Raw genomic sequence first — 16705 nt, 5'->3', positions numbered from 1 at the left:
ACGTCCGGAACACTGCCCGGCCGGGTGCCCGCAGGGAGCAAGTTGTGGGGTAAGCACTGCTTACCCCGAGCCCCGGCCAGCCGGAGCAAGTTGTGGGCTATGGACTCCTTGCCCGCGACGCGGAGCAAGTTGTCGGCCACGACCGTCCTACGGCCGGTCGTTCGAGATGGCCGGCCAGGGGTCCGACCATCAAGGCCCGTCGCCGAGCCGGCCATCGGCGGGTGACTGGCGTTCGCCTCCGGCGGGGAGCGAAGCTCCCGGAGCCTCGCTGTCGACCGACCCCCTCCCGTCCCGGCCCTCGCGCTGCGAGACTGGCCGACGCACGAGCCCGGCCCTGAGCCTGCCCGAGGGCACCCCCGGCGGCAGAGAGCCCCGACTCACCAGAATTGGTATAGACCCTTGACGGCAGCGGTGACGGCAACAACCACGAACAACCCCGACCAAACCCGCACCCCAGCGGAACCGCCGAACACCGTTTGACCTGCGAAAAGGCTGGTAGAGAGTGGCCGCGTAGCACACGTACTATGTGCTCAGGGCATGAGCTTTCTCAGGTTGTGGGCTTGATCAGGTCGAGTGCGTGGTCGGGGCGTGACCTGTAGTGATCGACTGCCGCGGCGTGGTTGTGCCAGCCGGCGAGCTCGGCGAGCGCGAGGGCGGTGTTGCGCAGACCGGCCATGATGCGGGGTGCGCTGCCGGTGCGGATCTTGGAGGCGTCCTCGCGGAGGGTGACGTCACGCAGGTGGTGCAGGGCCTCGACGCCCCAGTGTTCGCGTACGTGTTCGGCGAGGTGGGCGGCCGTGGCCTCGTGCATCGTCAGGTCGGTGAGCGCGTAGATGCGTTCGACGGTGAGTTTGCCGGTGCTCAGGACGCGACGGCGGCGCACGATCTGCAGGACCTGGTCGGCGTGGGGGAAGGGAAGGTCGGGGACGGTGGCGGCCTTCAGGCGGCGGATCTCGTCGCGGCCGTGAGCGATGGCGCGGGTCTTGTCCATGAGCGGGACCTCACTCCAGGGGAGCTTCTTCAACTGGGCGTGCAGGGTGGGGTGGTTGCCCTTGATCAGGGCGATGTAGTGCGCGTTCTTCTCCTCGACCAGGAAGCGGGCGTGGTCGTGCTGGGTGAGCAGGGCATCGAAGGTGACGACCTTGTCCGCCAGGTCGAGGGGTCCGAGGAGCGGGCGGAACGCGGTGATCTCGTTGCTCTTGGAGTCGACCTGCCGCTGGGCGATGACGGCGCGGGTGCCGTGGATCGACGCGGCGAGCAGGTGGACGGCCCGGCGCTCGCGGGTTCGCGAGCCGCGCAAGGTCTTGCCGTCGACCGAGACCGCGTCCCGTTTGACCGGTGCGTCTGCCGGGACTGGGCCGGTGAGTGGGTCGGTGTGCTGCAGTTGCAGCCAGGCGCCCAGTGCCGCGTCGAGCGCGTCGCCGTCGAGGCGGGCGAGGAGGCGGGCCAGTGTGCTGGTGCGCGGGATGCCGCGGACCAGGCCGATGCGCTCGCGCAGCACCGGGTCGAGGCCGGCGGCGAAGCGGACGATGGCGGCCCAGGTGGACGCCCCGGCCATTACCGCGGTGGCGCACAGCACGAGCAGGGCGCCCAGTCGGTAGCGGCGCCCCCGCGTGCGGCGCGGGTCCGGCAGGCGGTCCAGGACCTCGGCCAGGGTGATCAGGCGCTCGGCGTCGCCGGTCAGATCGCCCGGCATGTGGTCCTGGTGGCGGGTGACGGTGGAGATCAGGGAGGATGGCATGCAGACGCGGCTTCGGTTGTGATCAACGGCTTCGACACCTTGATCATCCGGAGCCGCGTCCCGTTTCACCACACCGGCGAAGCGGACAACCCTCCCACTTCGTCACAACTGTGACGTCTCGTCACCCGAGAACGCTCGCGCCCTGACTATGTGCTGGCCGGAAATACGCCGGTGCTGGTGCACAATTCGTGTGGAGAGCCGTACGACAACGTTGCGGCAGGCCTCGGAAGTCACATCACAACAGGCCAGGTAGTAGATGCTGCTGGAAACCCGATCGGCGCGCGGGTGATGAGTGGAGAAACTGGATCTTGGCGGGAGATTGAGGATTTCCTTGCGGGTTCTCCGAACATCACAAACCCCCGTAGCGGTCCCATCGCCGCAGCCACGCATGTTGAGTCAAAGATTGCATGGGCGATGCGGAGCCACCCTGAGGTGACGAGTGCGGACGTGGTAATCAACAACCCGAAGGGTGTGTGCCCTGCTCCGTTTGGATGCACGGCGGCGGTCCCGGCGATCCTGCGGAGCGGTCAGACCATGCGAGTATTCTATCCAGGGGCAACCGAGCCGGTGATCCTTAGAGGGGTTGGTTAGACTTGATTCTCAATGCCATGATCAATCGCAAGTGGCACTACGCCGAGACATGGCCTGAGATGGCGCTTCTGGTCGATGACGCCATCGAGAACCTCGAATCGGAGAGCAATTCCCCGTACTACAGCCCGGGGGACGATGCGCGTTTCATGTTCTCCGATAGGCGTTACACCGGTGGCACTGACGCGCCAAACAACTTTCTCCACGTCGCAGTCAACTCATCGACCGGCTTTGGGGCTCTAATCTGGTTCGTCAGTGACGATCACCCAGTTAGGGGTGGGGTGTTTGACCATGTCTGGGTATCGGACAATCTGAACCCGCCGAGCTTTGACCCGCGAGTTGTATCCGATCCGGGTGAACCAAGGTTTCACGACCCGAGAAGCTGCCTGCCGGTCCCCGAGGTGCGCGCAGCTCTTGAAGAATTCTGTCGAATGGGCACGGGGAACCGTCCAGAGTGTATTCAGTGGGTTCGCGGATACATGAACGGATATCGCCTCTCCGAAGGTTAGCCTCGATCTTTCGTGACGGTCCGTCGGTTCATCCGCCGGGCCGTTTCGGCTTCTCGGGCTGGTGATGGGCAGGGCGGTGGCCCGACTGTCGCGTCGGGTGGGCGCCGGGTTCCACGACTCCGGGGGTGTGGTTCTCGCTGGGACAGAGGCGTTGTCGCTGGTCAGCCCGGCTGCGGCAGAGCTTGGAGGCGGTCGAACGCGGTGGTGATCACGTCGGTCCAGGGCCAGTGGCGGGCGAGGCGGAGCCAGCGGCGGCGGCCGGTGGCGACGAGCTGGGCGGCGGCGGAGAACAGGCGAAGCCGCAGGCGCTTGGGCTCCCAGCGTCGGGTGTCGCCGGTCAGGGCGAGCATGGGCATCCAGGCGAGCAGGTCCAGGGCGATCTGAACGATCTCCAGCCAGACCTGGTTCTGGGCGGCGTCGTGCAGAGGCAGGTTGCGCAGGCCGGTGTCGCGGGCGGCGCGGATGCGGTCCTCGGCCCGGGCGCGCCGTCGGTGCCGCAGTTCCAGGACGGCGATCGGGGTGTGGGTGGTGTTGGTGGCGAAGCAGGTCAGCCGCATGCCGTCGGCGTCGGTGAAGCGCAACTGGGCGCCGGGGTGCGGGCGTTCTTTGCGGACGATCAGCCGCATGCCCTTCGGCCAGCCCTTGAGGACGTCGCCGGCGAGTTCGGCGACCCAGGCGCCGTCGCGGATCTTCCCGTCCGGCTCGACGGCCGCCGTCCAGGCAGAGGCGGGAACCAGCAGCACGGCCTGGTGGATCGCTTCCGTAATGGTCATCCCGATGGAGTAGGACAGCCATCGGCCGCGTGCGGTGAGCCAGTTGAGGAATTCGTGGGTGCCGCCGCCGGAGTCGGTGCGGATGAGGGTCCGCCGTCCGCGTCGGTGCTTCTTCGGCAACTGGGCCAGAGCCAGGCGGGTGGCGGCGATGTGGTCGGCTGCGGTGTTGCTGCCCGCGTTCCCCGGCCGCAGCAGGCCCGCGACCGGCTCGCCGGACCCTTCACAGCCGTGGTCGACGAACGCGAACAGCGGGTGGTGGCCGAAGGTCTTCTTCCAGGTCGCAGCCGCGTGCTCCTTCTCGGAGTGCGCCAGAACCAGCACTCCGTCGATGTCCACGATCACCTCGCTGCCGGTGTCCGGCGCGGCCTGACCGGCCAACTTCCATACCCGTTGCCGGACTTCGGACCGTGCCCGCCGGACGGCCGCGAGCGCGCGGGGACCGGCGGCGGCAAGGGCGTCGACCAGCCGGGACACCGTCGGATCCGAGGCCACCGGGCCGAACACGGCAGGCTCGGCCCGCAGCACGCCGATGTCGGACAGGCAGTCCCCGCCGAGTGCGACGGCCAGGGCGAGGTCGAGCAGGACCTTGCCGGGATCGTGTACCGCCCGGGGCTTGCGCCACGGCTCCAGCGCCGCCGACAACGCGGTGTCCAGGCCGATCCGGCGGGCGGTCTCCACCAGCAGAACCCCGCCGGCCTGTGAGACCGCCCCCTCACCGTCGCCCCGGACACGGACACGCGGATACAACCCACTACGCTTGTTCACCTGAGGAGTGCAGCTCTCTTGAGGATGATCAGGACCCTAGACAAGTCCCATCGTCCCAGGTCAGTGGCACTCCTCGTTCTCTTGATCAAGCCTCGGACAGCGCCGCTCGTGAAAGCGCGAGGTTAGCGGCAAATAGAAGTGGCCCCACCGGATCGTTTCCGGTGGGGCCACTTGGCGTCTTGACGGCAGTAGTTGACGGCAACGTCAGCGGACGGGTGCTGCACAAAGCGGTGGCTCGTCGCCGCCGTGAGGGTCGGTGCCGGCCTCGGAGGGCTTGCTGAGGGTGCGGCCGAGGAGGTCGATGGCGTCGCGCTGGAGGCGGAGTCGGACGTGGGCGTAGACGGTGGCGGTGACGCCGATGTGGGCGTGGCCGAGGAGTTCCTTGATGACGACGAGTTCGACGCCCTGTTCCAGGAGGAGGGTCGCGGTCGAGTGCCTCAGGTCGTGGAAGCGGATCTGGCGGAGGTGTGCTCGGCGGAGGAGTGCGTTGAAGTGTCGGGTGAGTGTGGCGGGTTCGATGGGGTGGCCGTCGGGCCGGGTGAAGACGTGGCCGCTGTCCGCCCAGCCTGCGCCGGCCTTCTCCTTCTCCTGGGCCTGCTGCGTGCGGTGGGCGCGGAGTGAGAGCAGGCAGGGGGCCGGGAGGGCGATGCGGCGTTCGGAGCTGATTGTCTTGGTGGGGAGGGTGGTCAGGCCGCTGCTCTTGGTGCGCTGCAGGGTGCGGCGGACGCTGGCCGTGCTGGCGTCCAGGTCGAGGTCTTCCCAGCGCAGCCCGAGGAGTTCGCCCTTGCGTAGTCCGGTGCGGAGGGCGAGTTCGAACAGGGCGTGGAGGCGGTGGCCCTGGGTGGCGGTGAGGAAGGTGCGGGCCTCGTCGGCGGTCAGGGGTTCGAAGCGGCGGGGCCGGGGTGTGCCGGTGCGGACGTTGCGGGCGACATTGCGCGGGATCTCTTCCTCCCGGACGGCGTGCTCCAGGGCGGACTTGAGCACGGAGTGGATGTAGGCGAGGGTCAGCGGGGAGAGCCGCTTGCCGCAGCATGTGCCGGTTGCGCAGCAGCGAGGCTGGACGCGGGCCGTGTCGAGGCCGCGCGTGCAGCACTGGCAGGTGGTGCGGAGCTGGTTGAGCCAGGTGCGGACGTCCTTGGCGGTGAGCTTGGCAAGCTTCTTCTTGCCAAGGCCGGGGATGAGGTAGCGGTTCGTGCAAGCGGTGTAGCGGGTGTGGGTGGTCTCGCGGAGCTGGTGGATGGCGACGTTGTCCAGCCAGTACGTCAGGTAGGCGGCCAGGCTGCCCTGGGCGGAGACCATGGGTATGCCGCGGTTGCTGGCGGCGGTCTTCTCGGTGAGCTTGGCGAGGGCTTCCTTGCGGGTGGTGCCGTAGACGCGGAGGCGCTTGCGGGTGTCGGCGGGGGCGAGGACGTATCCGGCGGCTTCCCAGCGGCCGTCCTTGCGCTGGTAGACGGTGCCGTCGCCGTTGGCGCGGACCCTGCGCGAGCCGGTGCCGGGAGTGGGGTTGGTGTCGGGGGTGATCATCAGGCTGCCTCTGCGAGTTGGTGGTGGACGAGGGCGGTCAGAGCGTGGGCGGGGATGCGGCGGGCGCGGCCGATGGTGATCGAGGCCAGTCGCCGGGTGCGGATGAGGTCGTAGACGGTGGAGCGGCTGATCTTCAGGCGCGCCATGACCTCGGGAACGGTGAGGAGTTCGGCCTCGGCGGTCACGCGATCGCCCCCGTCTGGACGGGGGTGGTCAGCGGGTCGGTGGTGTGACCGGCCGGGTCACCGGCGCGCGGCGCCTGCCGGGGGCGGCTCGGTTGCTCGGTCCGGGGGCGCGGTGTGGTGGCCAGGAGGTCAGCGAGGTGGGCGAGTTCGGGCAGGAGGCCGGTTCCGGCGTACTGCCAGTGGGAGATCACCAGAGTCGTGTCCGGGCCGCCGGATCGCCCGTTCTTCGCGCGGTGACCTGCGCGGTGACCGGGGCCGGGGTCGGTGTGACCGGCGGTCAGGTCACTGCGGTCATTGCGGTCACTGTGCCGGTCAGTGACCGACCGACCCCCACCGATCGGCAGGTCGGCGTGCCGGTCGACCATTGCCGGGTCGGTCGGCGTTGCAGCGGGTTCGGGTTGGCGGGTGCGCCAGGCGGTGCGTTCGGCGCGGAGGTGGGTGAGGGTGGTGGAGTAGCGGCGGGTGCGGGTGGAGAAGTGGCCTCGGAAGCCGAGCATGTGGGCCCACTGGCGCAGGCGGAGGTGGGCGTGCTCGGGCCGGGCACCAAGGTGCCAGGCGGTGTGGATCATTCGGCGGGCGTGGTCAGTGAGGTCGTACTGGGCGAGTTCGGCGAGGAAGCGGAGTCGGCGGTCGAGGGTGCCGGCGGTGGTCTCGGCGCCCTTGGTGGCGTACTTGGCGATGTAGGCGGCGATGTGCCGGTCGGTGACGGGGGCGTTGCCGGTGAAGTCGGTACTGCGGATGGCGCGGACGTCGATCTGCCGCCCGAACCGGAACGCCGTGGGCCCCGCCGACTGTGCCGGGTCGGCCTCCCCGGCCCGGGAGGGGTGTTGGTGCTGGACGCGAGTGCGGTTGGCGGCGGCGCGGACGGCGTTGTCGAGGAGCTCGGTGGTGGCCCAGGCAGGCGGGGTGTCGGCAGGGCCGGTGGGTCCGTCGATGCGGATGACGGTGTGGAAGTGGATCTGGCCGCGCTTTTGGTATTCGGCGACCTTGGCATAGGAGAGCGTGGCGTGGTGGCGCAGGGTGCGCTGGGTCAGTCCGGCGGCCTTGGCGATCTCGCGGCGCAGGTGGGTGGTGAAGCGGGCCCACAGGGCGGGGGCGTGGGCGTTCCACAGCACCGCGCCGGTGTAGTCGTACCGCTGCGGGTTCAGCGGGGTGCCGAGGAGCGGGTCGCCGTCGGCGTGTCGGGTGCCGCAGGTGCAGGGGGCGGTACCAGGTTGGTTGTGGACGGGGCCGAAGCCGGGGGCGGTGAGGGTGGCGAAGATGCGCGGATGGGTGGCGACGCTGGTGGGGACGGTCTTGCCACCGCGCAGTCCGGCGGCGATGAGCTGGTAGGTGTCGTAGCGGTAGACGGTCGAGCAGGCCGGGCAGCGGGTGGTGCGGCGGTTGCCGCAGCGCAGCAGGAGTTCGCCGGCGGGCAGGTGGCGGGTGTCGAGGTGGTCGAGGATCTGGCCGGTGGCGGTGTCCAGGCGGGTCCGGTGGCCGGTCAGGCGGATCGGGCGGGCGCAACCGCCCAGGGAGCCGATCTGCCGGGCCAGGGGTGCGAGGTATCCGGCAGCGGCGAGCTTGGCCAGCCTGGCAGTCAGCCGCGCCCGGCGTTCCAGCGCCGAGCCCCTGTTGGCGGACGTGTCGGCGCTGGTGGTGAGCGCCGGTGCGGCGAACGCCGCGCTGGCGGGAGTGGAGGTGGTCGCGGGGATGGGGAGTTGGAGCTGCGCGGGCATGGGGACAGACCTCCGGCAGGAGTCGGGAGAAGAGGAAAGGCGATTGAGGGGCGACCCGGGTGATCGGCGCACGTGGGAACGGTGCGCGTCACGGCGGGCGGGGATGGTGGGCCGGGGACGTCTGGCCTGGTCAGCTGTGGTGTTCACCAGCGGTGCGTGAAGGTAGCATCGCTTCAAGCGCGCATTCAAGTGCATCCCTCCTCATCTATTTCGGTGGCCGGTGGGACGCGAGTACTGTGGCCCCGGTCTTCCGTTTTGGACGGGCCGGATTTCAGTGGTAGAGGCACAGAGAAGGCGAGGTGACCTGCGGTGACGGTGGGGCGGCGGGGACGTAGACCGGCGGGCGGCACGGTGTTGCTGACGTTCGAGGTCATCGCCGAGGCCCTGCGGGAGCGGATCCGCTCCGGGGGGCTGAAGCCCGGGGACGCGCTGCCGACGCAGGCCGTTTTGATGGCGGAGTACGGGGCCTCCAGCCTGTCCGTGCAGAAGGCCATGGCCCTGCTGAAGCAGGACGGCTACGCGATCTCCCGCCCCGGCAAGGGAGCCTTCGTCGCCCACCCCGACACCGACGGCGACTCAGGTGACGGGGAGGCGGGGAACGCGCCCGTCGGCGGGACGGCGGCGCGCGTCGAGGCGCTGGAGCTGGCGCTGGCCGAGGCGCTTGATCAGCTCACCGCTCTGCGTGCCCGCGTCGAAGCCCTCGAAGCAGGCGGCACCGAGCGAGGTTGCTGACCCGTCGGCCGCAGGGCGACCAGGGGCCGGGGGTGCGTCCAGATTTTCTCTACGAGGTTCAAGGCGGGCCCCGCCCGCTGGAGCTGGCCCGACGTCGCCGACCGCCCCAGGGCCAGAGCGGCGCATGAGGTCCGCGCGGGTCAGGGATCGCAGTGGTCACCAGCCGGGTCGTGGGGGGACTCGACTGGTGCCCGATGGGAGCAAGTTGTGGGGTAAGCGCTGCTTACCCGACCACCGCCCAGGGCGGAGCAAGTTGTGGAGTAAGGACTCCTTGCCCGCAACGCGGAGCAAGGACTCGCCTGCGACCGCCCTACGGCCGGATCGCGGGCAACAGGGTCGGCCAGGGGTCCGACCCGCTTCTATCGCCGGGCTCGCCGAGGGCGGTGGCCGACGTCGCCTCCGGCACGGAGCGAGGCTCCCCGCCGACCCGCCGACCGCACCCCGCCGAGCGACCAGCCCACGCACGAGCCGTGCCACGTGCCGAGACGCCGACCAGCAGTAGTCCGAACTCGCGCGATCGGGAGGGTCAGGACGCCAGCAGTTCGGCGACTTCCGGGACGTCGCGGAACGCCAGCAGCCGGTCCAGCACGATCCGCGTGCGCTCCGTGGTGCGTTCGCTGCCGCTCTGCCCCAGGGCGAGTATCCGGCCAGCCGTCCCGGCTGCGGCCTCGGGCTCGTTCGCATCGGCGTAGGCCACGGCCAGCCAGGACAAGTACAGCGCCAACTCCCTCGCGTGACTGGCGTCGTAACGGCCCAGGACGTCCGTCAGCAGTGGAACGGCGCGCAGGGGCCGGTGCAGCTCGGTGTAGACGCGCGCCTCCATGACCTGCAGTTCCCCGGCGTCTATCCAGTACAGGTACGAAGGTGACTCGGTGCTGGCCGAGTCCTGGGCCAGGGCCTCGCTGGCTTCCCCGAGGGCAGCCATCGCCGGGCGGTCCTGGCCGGCGCGGGTGTGCGCCCAGGCCACCCGGTCCAGGTACAGCGCGCGGGCTTTCGCCGGAGCATCGGGACCGGCCTCTGCCACGGCGGCGGCAGCTAGGTCCACCGCGTCGCGGGGGCGTCCGGTGTTGCTCCACTGATAGGCCAGCGAGCCCGCCACGTTCCCCGACAGCACCCCGTCCCCGGCGGCACGGGCGGCACTGATCCCGAGCCGGTAGATCCGCTCCGCCTCGGCATGCTCGCCCGCATCGGAGGCGACCCAACCGGCGATCTGCGCCAATTCGCCAATCGCCCGTAGCAGTTCGCGGCCCACCTGCTCGGTGTGGGTGCCCTCGCGGTAGATCGTGACCGCCGCCCGCAGTTCCCGGAGGGCGGGGGCGATCAAGTCCTTCCCGTACACCACATCGTCGGCCAGCCGCAGGCCGTGCACCCGCCGGGCCAGGTCGGCGACCTGCCCGGCGCCGATCCGCCGGCCGGTACGCGCACTCAGCGGGGCCAGGGGGTCGCCTTCGGGGAGGAAGTCCGCGACGGTCAGCACCCGAGGAGCGGGCTCGGGAGGGCGGACGGCCTTGGCGGCCTCCAGTAGGTCTCGGGGGACCCCCAGCACCTGCGCGAGGAAGGGCAGCCACTCGCGCGGGGACCGCGTGCCGATCTCCCAGCGGGACACGTCGTTGCGCGTCGGCGGGATACGCCCGGGAGCGGCATGGGCCAGCGCGTCGGCCAGCCGTTGCTGACTCCACCCCCGCGTCAGCCGCAGCCGCCGCACAAGCTCCCCGACCGATTCCCGCGCCACCTGGCCAGCTTGGCAGACAGCAGGGCAGACAGGCTGGCTACTCCGAAATGTTCAGGCCAACGAGACCCTGAACCGACAGAGCCGAACCGAGGAAGGGACAGCAGCATGGCCGAGGAGGCGACACGTCAGTTCGACGCGAGCCGGTTCGAGCCCGCAGCGGAAGAACTACGCCTGCTGCCGTGGGCCACCCCCGACGGGCTCCCCTGCTACCTGAGCACAGACGGCGAGGGCTACCTCGCGACGCTCGCTGACGGCATCGAAGAGGTCCAACTCACCATGGGCCAGGAACTGCTCGACCACACCCGGGGCGTCCTGACCCCCGGGGCGCGGGCACTGACTGAGGCCGAATACCGGTGGCTGGCCTGTCGGCTGACCGAGGCCCTGTCGGACGCACTCAGGGTCGCCGACTCACGCGGGCAGCGCATCCCCTCCCTGTCGGACACGGCCGAGGCTGACGGCTCTGACGAGAAGGGAGCACACTGATGGGCACGACCACCCGCTACCGGTTCCGCGAGTACACGGTCACCACAGTCGTGGACCCGATGGCACTGCCGACCTTCGAGGCCGTCTGCGTCACCGGGGAAGAGCAGGACTGCGGAGCCGCCTCCGGCCAGACACACACCCTCGAGGAACTGACCCGCTGGATCGCCGCGCACTGCGCCCAGACCGGCCACACAGCCTACGAGCGCACAACCCGCGCGACGCTCCACGCCGAGCCCGGAGATTGGAAGTGAGGCCCCCACGGCCCCAACACCTCATGAGGGCGCGCACGGGGCACCACCGAGAGCAAGTGGTCTACACCTCTGACGGCAGTAGTGACGGCAACAACCACGGACACGAGCGCACAACCACGGACCCCGACGGACCGTCAAACCACCGCTGACCTGCGAAAAAGCAGGTAGAGCCGGGCCGCGTGCCACACGTACTATGTGCTGGCAGGCGGGACGCCAATTCTGGTTCACAATACGTGCGGCGACCCGACGCCAGACGATGTAGTAGAGCGGGCGCAGCAGCTCGGAGATTCAGACGGCCAGTACCTGTACCGAGGAATCACAAACAACCACTTCAAGCTTGAAGAGGCCAAAGCTGGACGGGCGGAACCTCTCGGCGGCCACGACAACCCGTATGCCCACCAGGGCAGTGACACGGAGAGTGTCTTCACTTCTTGGTCGCCAGATCTGGAGACTGCGCGAGAATTCTCCGAAGAGTTTGGCAGTAATGGAGCTCTGGTGCTTCGTATTCCATATTCGTCGATCAGTCAGGGCAGGATGACTGTCGCTGGCCAGCGTGGACTAGAGGAGCTCGAAATCCTGATACGCGGCCCAGTTGAGGGCTGTGAAGTAAGCTGCGAGTGGGGACCGTTCAGGAAGCCGTGATCTACTTGGACGGCGTTTGGATCATCCCGAGGTGAGGTTTCTATGAAGCATGAACCCGGCCCTGCTGGGCATGATTTCCTATTCGAGCAGTACTGCCTTCCGGGCAGCAGGTATAAGAAGCTTCTCTCGGGTAGCTTCATGCGCCTAGAGCCCGACCTGCGCATGGCGTTCGGCCTCGACATGCTGCGCGATGCCCGAGGGATGACCGATGGAACCTTGGCCACCCTGTTCGATGGTGATTGGCGCGAATGCCTGACCGCATCGTGGCTTGCTGGATTTGACAGGCGCATTGCTATGCGGCAGGGGATCTCTTCCCGCCTAGCGGAGCGGAGAGAGCGCCACGTGGGAAAGGGACTGTGCTTTTCGCTCGCCAGGTTTTCAGCGCCTGAAGACGCGCGGGTCCTAGTTGACTATCTGGCTCGCTCCTTGAGTGACCTCACCTACAGGAGTGTTCAGCCTTGGGCGCTTGGTGCGCTTATGGTGATCGAGGAAAAGCTGGCCGTAGAGCTCTCTGGGAATTTCCTGGAACCTGGCGGGCCCTGGGAGCAGTGGGTTGGCGAAGGATTTGTTGGAAGCCCCGAACCTGAGCACTGGAAGGATGAGGTGCTGGAATGGTGCAGATTTGCAGAATCGGTCGAGCTGGATTTTGCAGAGGGTGACAGGTAGGGCCCTATAGGAGTTCCGTGATCTCTGGCTCTTAACCCCTGTCGCTAAGTGCCTCTGGCGTTGATGATGGGGTTTCAAATACTCGCTAAGCCGACTTTCTAGCAAACTGTAGAAGCCCCCACCGAGCTCAACTCGGTGGGGGCTTCTTGGCCTCTTGACGGCAGTAGCTGACGGCAACGTCAGCGGACGGGTATCGCACAAAGCGGCGGTTCGTCTCCGTCGTCGGGCCCGGTAGCGGCCTCCGACGGCTTACGGAGAGCGTGGCCGAGGAGGTCGATGGCGTCGCGCTGGAGGCGGAGGCGGACGTGGGCGTATACCGTCGCGGTGACGCCGATGTGGGCGTGTAGTAGTTCACCAGGGCTGGAACGGCGAACTTCGAACACAGGGGCCTTCGCTGATCTCCAGGTTCCCATGCAGAAGCGCGTGGTCAATCAAGTAGCCCGAGACGCTGGAGTGGGACTCGACGGCGTCAAGGTCAAGATCAACCGTGATACGGACTTGATCGGGCGTGGCCTGTATGGCCATACATCGCCGGATGGGACGATCACGCTGTATCCGGATGCCTTCTCCTCCACAGAGGATCTTGTCCGAACGATTGGCCACGAGCGAATGCACGTCATGCAGAGTCAGCTGTACGGCCACGCGTCCTCGCTTGAGCAGGAGGCCGCTTGGGAACGGGCCGCCTACGCCTCGGAGGACCAGTTCTGGAACTACTTCAACGGGAGGTTGGGCTGATGGCTGATCGTGCAGCGTGGCTGCAGGTACTGGGCCAGGTGGCCGACCGGCAGGGTGAGATGGGCCTGGTCTCGTGTCCGGACTGCGGCCGGGACCGGCTTGAGGTCAGATACATCGTCAAGCCTGAAACTCGGATCGGATACGTGCTCTTGTGGTGCGGCGCTTGCCTGCACGGCATCTCTGTCTCGCGGGTCCGTGCGCCGGAAGGTGCACCGACTTGGTCGATCGACGATCCGGCGTCGGTCGACGGCGTGCCGGACTTCGCCCGCTATGAGTGATCTGCGGGCGCGGGCGATCAAGCAGGCTGGTGAGCCGGTGGCAGCCAGGGGCCGGTGGTGAAGAGCTGAGTGAGTGCGTCGAGGTGGTCGAGGCCGTGTTTGGCGGTGGTGGATAGGTAGGACCAGATGACGGCGAAGTCGGCGAGTCCGTCCAGGGTCCGCCAGCAGCCGGAGACCCGCTGGCGGATCTTTGCGCCTCTCATCTCCAACTCGGCCGGGTTGTTCGTGAAGGGAATCGTCAGGTCGTGGACGAAGGCCAGGATCATGTCGCGGTGCTTGTCGAACCGGCCGGCCAGGGTCAGGGCCCGCTGCTGCAGCGGGGTCTTGCCGAGGGCGTTGTCCGCCCGCATCGCGGCAATCGCGCCCGCGTAGCGGGAACGGATCTCAGCGAGTTCCACCTCGGTGAGGGCGTCACGGCCGGTCTGGCGGGCGGTGTGGGTGGCATTGAGCGCGAGGACGAGGGTGTTGGCCATGGCCTCGGCGCCGGTCTGCTGGTCGGGGTCGGCGTCGTGGGCGGCCTTGAGGTCGCGCAGGGTGTGCGCGCCGCACCACACGTGGACGGCGTCCACCAGATGTGTGTAGCCGCCGTAGCCGTCGCGGACCAGGATCCCGGAGAAGCCGTCCAGGATCTGCCCGGCGTCGATGTCGGCCGCTGCACGCCCGCCGGTGTGCAGCGCGGTGTACTTGTCGTCGCAGGCCACGTGCAGGTAGGCGAGTTTCCCGCCTGCCCGCGCGGTGGTCTCGTCCGCGTGCACCAGTCGGGCGTGGTGCAGGATCTGCCGGACGTGGGCCATGAACGGCTCCAGCGCGGTGGCTGCCTGGCGGCGGATGCTGACCAGCCAGCCGGTGGAGCAGTCGATGCCGGCCAGGTCGCGCAGCAGCCGCCTCGCGCGGCCGAAGGGCAGGTGATGAGCCATCACCGCGAGCATTGCGCGCGCCTTGACACCTGGTCCCCACTGCACTCGGCCACCCGCGCCCGATGGTGCCCCACCAGCGGTGACCTGCCCGCAACCCGGGCAGGTCTTCGAGATCACCCGGTACTCGGTGACCATCGGCGGCGGAGGCGGGGCCACTGAAGTTCCACCCTGCGGTTGGACACTGTCCGTCTACGCCGCGAGGGTGTGACCTTGCCGGTGCCGCTGGCGGGTCTCCAGTGGCGTGAGGTAGCCCCACTCGGGGTGCTTGCGCAGGCGCCTGCGGTTGTAGAAGGTCTCGATGAACGCGAAGACCTCCGCGCGGGCGGTGGCGCGGTCCGGCCAGACCCGGGTGCCGATCTCCTCCTTCAGGACGGCGAAGAAGCTCTCGGCGGCGGCGTTATCGTAACAGGAGCCGACCCTTCCCATCGACTGCCGCATGTCCAACTTGCTTATCTCGCTCCGGAATTCACTGGAGGTGTATTCGCTGCCGCGATCGGTGTGCATGATGCAGCCGGGCTGTAGAGCGCCGCGGCCGGCCGCCATCCGCAGCGCGGCCACCGGTAGTTCGGCGCGGTGGTGGTCGGCCATCGCGTATCCGACCACCTCGCGGGTGGCCAGGTCGATGCAGGTGGCCAGGTAGAGCCAGCCCTCCTCGGTCGGCAGGAAGGTCATGTCGCCGACCAGGCGAACCCCGGGACGGGGAGCGGTGAAGTCGCGCCCGATCAGGTCCGGGGCGAACACCGGCTTGCGGGCCTGGCGGGTCAGGCCCCGGCGCCGGCGGCGGGTGACGCCCGCGATTCCGCGCTCACGCATGATCCGCTCCACCTTCTTCCGGTTGACCGCCCGGCCCTGGCGTCGCAGTTCGGCATGCACGCGCGGGACGCCGTAGGCACCCCTGGACGCGAGGTGGATCACCGTGATCTCGGCGGCGAGGAGGTCCTCGGCCCGCTCGCGAGCACGGCGGGCCTGCTCGCCGGCGCGCCAGGCGTAGAAGGAGGAGCGGGCGATGCCCAGGACGCGGCAGATCCGCTTGACGCCCCAGGCGCCGTGGTGGTCCTCAACGAAACGGAAGCGGATCACCGTGTCGTCTCGGCCGCGAAATAGGGCTCTTCTGCCTGATGTGTGGATCATGCTGGAGCGGGTTGGCGTCCTGGCAGTGTCGGGCGTTCGCCGCCGAGGGTGAGCATGACGAGGGCGATGACCGCGTCGGCGGTGCGGAAGCCGAAGCCCCGGCGGATGATCAGTCTCGTTTTGGTGTTGGTGGACTCGATCAGCCCGTTCGACAGCCTCTCGACCAGGGCGTTGACGATGGCCTCGCGGTGGCGGCGGACTCTGCGGCCGAGCTCGACGAACACCTCGATGCGGCTGCGCTGCGCCCACGACAGCCACCGGTCCAGGGCGTCGACGGCCGCGCCGGCGTCCTGCTCGCGAGCGATGGCGAAGACCGTGCGCAGGCCCTCCTTGAGCAGGTAGGCGCGGTGCAGCCGAGGGTCGGAGGTGGCGATCCAGGTCAGTTTGGCCTGCTGGCGGTCGGTGAGGTCCTCCGGGTTCTTCCACAGGGCGAAGCGGGAGTCCTTCAACGCCCGGGCGGTGGCGGCGTCCCGGGCCTGGCGGCGGGCCCGGTTCCACGCCGCGCGGCGCTCGGCGTCCAGCGCCTCGGTGGCCCAGGCGACCACGTGGAACGGATCCATCGCGCGTACCGCCTGCGGTGCGTGCGCGGCGACGGTGTCCGCGATCCACTGCGCGCCGTCGGCGGAGACGTGCGTCAGCCTCGCGGCCCGCTTCGGGCCGAGCGCGGTGAAGAAGGCCTCCAGGACGGCGCGGCCGTGTCCGTCGGCCATCCACACCACCTGCCGGGTGTGGTGGTCGACCACCACGGTCATGTACCGCTGCCCCTTGCGGTAGGAGATCTCGTCGACGCCGATCCGGCGCAGGCCCGCCAGCCGGTCGAGACCGGCATCGCGGTCGGCCACGAACCGCTCCACGATCGCTCCGACCGTACGCCAGGAAGTGCGCATCAGCTGCGCGACCGCGGACTTGGAGCACTCCGTGGCCATCCAGGCCGCCTGCTGGTCGAAGGCACGGGTGTGGCCGGCGCCGTGCCGGGCCCAGGGCACGGCGGCCGTGACCACCCCGTGCTCGCGGCAGGCCACCCGGGGCGCATCGGCCTCCAGGAACACCTGGGTGGTCCCGGCGTCCAGGCACCGCCAGCGCCGCCGCCCCCGCCCCTGGTCGTAGCCACGCCCGGGACGGCGGCAGACCCCGCACCGACCCCGCTCCCGGGTCGTCGGGCGCACCCGGGCGACCAGCACGCCGGAGTCCTGGTCGATCTCGACCTGCTCGACCACGGCCCGTTCGACCGTCAGCAGCTTCTTCCATATCCTGTTCGCAGACACGCCGTCTTCCTGCATGTGGATCTTGACCTCAGAGACCAAGAACCATACGCAGGAGACGGCGTGTTTCGCG

General features: G+C 68.9%; 18 protein-coding genes. 8 read left to right on the top strand and 10 right to left on the bottom strand.

Annotation, left to right across the window (positions count from 1 at the left end; all coding sequences use genetic code 11):
- Window positions 1–547 precede the first annotated feature (547 nt).
- Complete coding sequence (locus ACF9IK_RS04600) at window positions 548–1741, bottom strand: ISAs1 family transposase (protein ID WP_395292209.1); 1194 nt, start codon at window positions 1739–1741, stop codon at window positions 548–550.
- A 150-nt stretch (window positions 1742–1891) separates the two neighbouring features.
- Between ACF9IK_RS04600 and ACF9IK_RS04595 the strand changes: the two genes are divergently transcribed.
- Both ACF9IK_RS04595 and ACF9IK_RS04590 read left to right on the top strand, forming a co-directional pair.
- The gene (locus ACF9IK_RS04595; RefSeq protein ID WP_395292950.1) at window positions 1892–2332 is read left to right on the top strand and encodes a DddA-like double-stranded DNA deaminase toxin; all 441 of its coding nucleotides are present in this window, start codon (window positions 1892–1894) and stop codon (window positions 2330–2332) included.
- A gap of 17 nt (window positions 2333–2349) precedes the next feature.
- The gene (locus ACF9IK_RS04590) at window positions 2350–2838 is read left to right on the top strand and encodes an Imm1 family immunity protein (protein WP_395292949.1); all 489 of its coding nucleotides are present in this window, start codon (window positions 2350–2352) and stop codon (window positions 2836–2838) included.
- 161 nt (window positions 2839–2999) lie between these two features.
- On the opposite strand, the gene ACF9IK_RS04585 is transcribed toward ACF9IK_RS04590, so the two are convergent.
- The 4 genes from ACF9IK_RS04585 to ACF9IK_RS04570 form a co-directional block, all read right to left on the bottom strand.
- Window positions 3000–4376 (bottom strand): IS1380 family transposase, encoded by a 1377-nt coding sequence (locus ACF9IK_RS04585; RefSeq protein ID WP_395292246.1) that lies wholly within the window; start codon window positions 4374–4376, stop codon window positions 3000–3002.
- A 204-nt stretch (window positions 4377–4580) separates the two neighbouring features.
- The gene (locus ACF9IK_RS04580; RefSeq protein WP_395292948.1) at window positions 4581–5900 is read right to left on the bottom strand and encodes a tyrosine-type recombinase/integrase; all 1320 of its coding nucleotides are present in this window, start codon (window positions 5898–5900) and stop codon (window positions 4581–4583) included.
- Window positions 5900–6085 carry a helix-turn-helix domain-containing protein gene (locus ACF9IK_RS04575; protein ID WP_392216423.1) on the bottom strand — a complete coding sequence of 62 codons (186 nt, stop codon included), beginning with the start codon at window positions 6083–6085 and terminating at the stop codon, window positions 5900–5902. Before ACF9IK_RS04575 ends, ACF9IK_RS04580 begins: the two co-directional genes overlap by 1 nt.
- Window positions 6082–7668 (bottom strand): replication initiator, encoded by a 1587-nt coding sequence (locus ACF9IK_RS04570; protein WP_428846380.1) that lies wholly within the window; start codon window positions 7666–7668, stop codon window positions 6082–6084. Before ACF9IK_RS04570 ends, ACF9IK_RS04575 begins: the two co-directional genes overlap by 4 nt.
- 486 nt (window positions 7669–8154) lie before the next feature.
- Here ACF9IK_RS04570 and ACF9IK_RS04565 point away from each other — a divergent pair, with 486 nt between their 5' ends.
- Window positions 8155–8535: a winged helix-turn-helix domain-containing protein gene (locus ACF9IK_RS04565; RefSeq protein ID WP_395292946.1), complete on the top strand. Its 381-nt coding sequence runs from the start codon at window positions 8155–8157 to the stop codon at window positions 8533–8535.
- A 526-nt stretch (window positions 8536–9061) separates the two neighbouring features.
- Here ACF9IK_RS04565 and ACF9IK_RS04560 read toward each other — a convergent pair.
- Complete coding sequence (locus ACF9IK_RS04560; RefSeq protein WP_395292945.1) at window positions 9062–10267, bottom strand: helix-turn-helix domain-containing protein; 1206 nt, start codon at window positions 10265–10267, stop codon at window positions 9062–9064.
- Between the two features lie 105 nt (window positions 10268–10372).
- Here ACF9IK_RS04560 and ACF9IK_RS04555 point away from each other — a divergent pair, with 105 nt between their 5' ends.
- The 3 genes from ACF9IK_RS04555 to ACF9IK_RS04545 all read left to right on the top strand — a co-directional run bounded on the left by ACF9IK_RS04555 (window position 10373) and on the right by ACF9IK_RS04545 (window position 12309).
- The gene (locus ACF9IK_RS04555) at window positions 10373–10750 is read left to right on the top strand and encodes a hypothetical protein (protein WP_395292944.1); all 378 of its coding nucleotides are present in this window, start codon (window positions 10373–10375) and stop codon (window positions 10748–10750) included.
- The gene (locus ACF9IK_RS04550; RefSeq protein WP_395292943.1) at window positions 10750–11001 is read left to right on the top strand and encodes a hypothetical protein; all 252 of its coding nucleotides are present in this window, start codon (window positions 10750–10752) and stop codon (window positions 10999–11001) included. The genes ACF9IK_RS04555 and ACF9IK_RS04550 overlap by 1 nt, the downstream gene beginning before the upstream one ends.
- A 684-nt stretch (window positions 11002–11685) precedes the next feature.
- A complete protein-coding gene (locus ACF9IK_RS04545; protein WP_395292942.1) occupies window positions 11686–12309 on the top strand; it encodes a DUF6000 family protein in 624 nt (207 codons plus the stop codon).
- 179 nt (window positions 12310–12488) lie between these two features.
- On the opposite strand, the gene ACF9IK_RS04540 is transcribed toward ACF9IK_RS04545, so the two are convergent.
- A complete protein-coding gene (locus tag ACF9IK_RS04540) occupies window positions 12489–12692 on the bottom strand; it encodes a hypothetical protein (protein WP_395298467.1) in 204 nt (67 codons plus the stop codon).
- A 28-nt stretch (window positions 12693–12720) separates the two neighbouring features.
- On the opposite strand from ACF9IK_RS04540, the gene ACF9IK_RS04535 reads away from it, so the two are divergent.
- Both ACF9IK_RS04535 and ACF9IK_RS04530 read left to right on the top strand, forming a co-directional pair.
- Window positions 12721–13044, top strand: a complete 324-nt coding sequence (locus ACF9IK_RS04535) for a hypothetical protein (protein ID WP_395292941.1) — start codon at window positions 12721–12723, stop codon at window positions 13042–13044.
- The gene (locus ACF9IK_RS04530; RefSeq protein WP_395292940.1) at window positions 13044–13322 is read left to right on the top strand and encodes a hypothetical protein; all 279 of its coding nucleotides are present in this window, start codon (window positions 13044–13046) and stop codon (window positions 13320–13322) included. Before ACF9IK_RS04535 ends, ACF9IK_RS04530 begins: the two co-directional genes overlap by 1 nt.
- A 17-nt stretch (window positions 13323–13339) precedes the next feature.
- Here ACF9IK_RS04530 and tnpC read toward each other — a convergent pair whose 3' ends face one another.
- Genes tnpC through ACF9IK_RS04515 form a run of 3 tightly spaced genes read right to left on the bottom strand, consistent with a single transcriptional unit; the run spans window position 13340 to window position 16635 of the window.
- Complete coding sequence (tnpC, locus tag ACF9IK_RS04525) at window positions 13340–14395, bottom strand: IS66 family transposase (protein ID WP_395292939.1); 1056 nt, start codon at window positions 14393–14395, stop codon at window positions 13340–13342.
- Between the two features lie 33 nt (window positions 14396–14428).
- Window positions 14429–15370 (bottom strand): IS3 family transposase, encoded by a 942-nt coding sequence (locus tag ACF9IK_RS04520; protein ID WP_395292938.1) that lies wholly within the window; start codon window positions 15368–15370, stop codon window positions 14429–14431.
- The gene (locus ACF9IK_RS04515) at window positions 15367–16635 is read right to left on the bottom strand and encodes an ISL3 family transposase (protein WP_395292264.1); all 1269 of its coding nucleotides are present in this window, start codon (window positions 16633–16635) and stop codon (window positions 15367–15369) included. Before ACF9IK_RS04515 ends, ACF9IK_RS04520 begins: the two co-directional genes overlap by 4 nt.
- Between the last annotated feature and the right edge of the window lie 70 nt (window positions 16636–16705).

Origin of the sequence: Kitasatospora hibisci (assembly GCF_043950205.1) — a bacterium.
GTDB classification, from domain to species: domain Bacteria; phylum Actinomycetota; class Actinomycetes; order Streptomycetales; family Streptomycetaceae; genus Kitasatospora; species Kitasatospora hibisci.
Note: the sequence above shows the minus strand (reverse complement) of the source record. Positions and strands in the feature narration are given on the sequence as shown.

Excerpts from the sequence above, each read along its gene's own strand:
- ACF9IK_RS04520 (WP_395292938.1), bottom strand. The coding sequence starts at position 15,370 with ATGATCCACACATCAGGCAGAAGAGCCCTATTTCGCGGCCGAGACGAC.
- ACF9IK_RS04580 (WP_395292948.1), bottom strand. The coding sequence starts at position 5,900 with ATGATCACCCCCGACACCAACCCCACTCCCGGCACCGGCTCGCGCAGG.
- ACF9IK_RS04555 (WP_395292944.1), top strand. The coding sequence starts at position 10,373 with ATGGCCGAGGAGGCGACACGTCAGTTCGACGCGAGCCGGTTCGAGCCC.
- ACF9IK_RS04530 (WP_395292940.1), top strand. The coding sequence starts at position 13,044 with ATGGCTGATCGTGCAGCGTGGCTGCAGGTACTGGGCCAGGTGGCCGAC.
- ACF9IK_RS04590 (WP_395292949.1), top strand. The coding sequence starts at position 2,350 with ATGATCAATCGCAAGTGGCACTACGCCGAGACATGGCCTGAGATGGCG.
- ACF9IK_RS04600 (WP_395292209.1), bottom strand. The coding sequence starts at position 1,741 with ATGCCATCCTCCCTGATCTCCACCGTCACCCGCCACCAGGACCACATG.
- ACF9IK_RS04545 (WP_395292942.1), top strand. The coding sequence starts at position 11,686 with ATGAAGCATGAACCCGGCCCTGCTGGGCATGATTTCCTATTCGAGCAG.
- ACF9IK_RS04550 (WP_395292943.1), top strand. The coding sequence starts at position 10,750 with ATGGGCACGACCACCCGCTACCGGTTCCGCGAGTACACGGTCACCACA.
- ACF9IK_RS04535 (WP_395292941.1), top strand. The coding sequence starts at position 12,721 with ATGCAGAAGCGCGTGGTCAATCAAGTAGCCCGAGACGCTGGAGTGGGA.